This is a genomic window from Hansschlegelia beijingensis (genome assembly GCF_045505405.1).
GTDB classification, from domain to species: Bacteria; Pseudomonadota; Alphaproteobacteria; order Rhizobiales; family Methylopilaceae; genus Methylopila; species Methylopila beijingensis_A.
The window spans coordinates 1-801 of sequence record NZ_JBJKEX010000644.1 but is presented as its reverse complement, the minus strand read 5'-3'; the positions used below and the strand labels follow the sequence as shown (position 1 = coordinate 801).

Annotated in this window: 1 protein-coding gene and 1 pseudogene; both read left to right on the top strand. The window is 72.5% G+C overall.

The features are described 5' to 3' along the window. Positions 1-59: 59 nt before the first annotated feature. Positions 60-500: a hypothetical protein gene (locus tag ACIKT0_RS19370; protein ID WP_407106894.1), complete on the top strand. Its 441-nt coding sequence runs from the start codon at positions 60-62 to the stop codon at positions 498-500. Further along, positions 487-801: pseudogene (locus tag ACIKT0_RS19365) on the top strand (hypothetical protein); the annotation flags it as partial. The gene ACIKT0_RS19370 and the pseudogene ACIKT0_RS19365, both read left to right, overlap by 14 nt.

The following is an 801-nucleotide window of genomic DNA, read 5'->3' as shown; positions in this document are numbered from 1 at the left end:
GCGGATCATGACCACCGAGTGCTCCTGAAGGTTATCGCCCCAAGGGCGGCGAGCGAGCCATGAACGGCGTCATCGGCGTCATGGCGCGCGCCCATGCGGACGCGCTGGCCGCGCCGGACCAACCCGATCCGCCGCTTGCGGACGCGCTCGAGACCGCTGTCGGGGCGCTTCCCCGCGGGGGCCATCTGATCCTCGCCAGCGGGCTCGACGAGCCGGGGCTGCGATTCGACGAGGTCGTACGGGCGGCGTCGACCCGCGTCTCGATCGCGGTTCTGCTCGTGACGGACGCTTTCGAGCGCGATGCGCCGCGCGGCGCCTATGCGTTCCTGTCACGCGACGGCCGCAGCGGCTGGCTCTCGGGACGACGCGGCGGCGACGCGCGCGCCGACTTCCGGCGCGAGCGCCTGATGGGGCTCGGAGTGCCGGTGATCTCGATCGACGCGGCCGCTGGCCCCGAACGGGTCGCGCCTCTGCTGGAGCGGCTCGATGCCGTCCACTGATCCGCTCGTCGGCCTCCGGGGTCTGCACCTTCCGGAGCAGCCGGCGTCGTTCTGGTCCGACATCTGGCTTTCGGCGGCGGTCGGGCTGCTGGCCGCGCTCGCGGCAGCGATCGCGATCCGCCTGCTGTTCCGGCCGAAGCAGTCGTTGCACGTCTCCGCGCTCGACGCCCTCCATCGGGCGAACGACCTGCCCGAGCCCGACCGCCGCGTCGCGCAGGCCGCGCTGCTGCACCACTGCGTGATAACGGTTCAACGCCTCTCGCGAGGCCTGTGCGTCGCCTGCGTCCCGGTAGCTCAGCAG

Bases quoted from the DNA above. Each gene is read 5' to 3' on its own strand.
- ACIKT0_RS19370 (WP_407106894.1), top strand. From the start codon at position 60: ATGAACGGCGTCATCGGCGTCATGGCGCGCGCCCATGCGGACGCGCTG.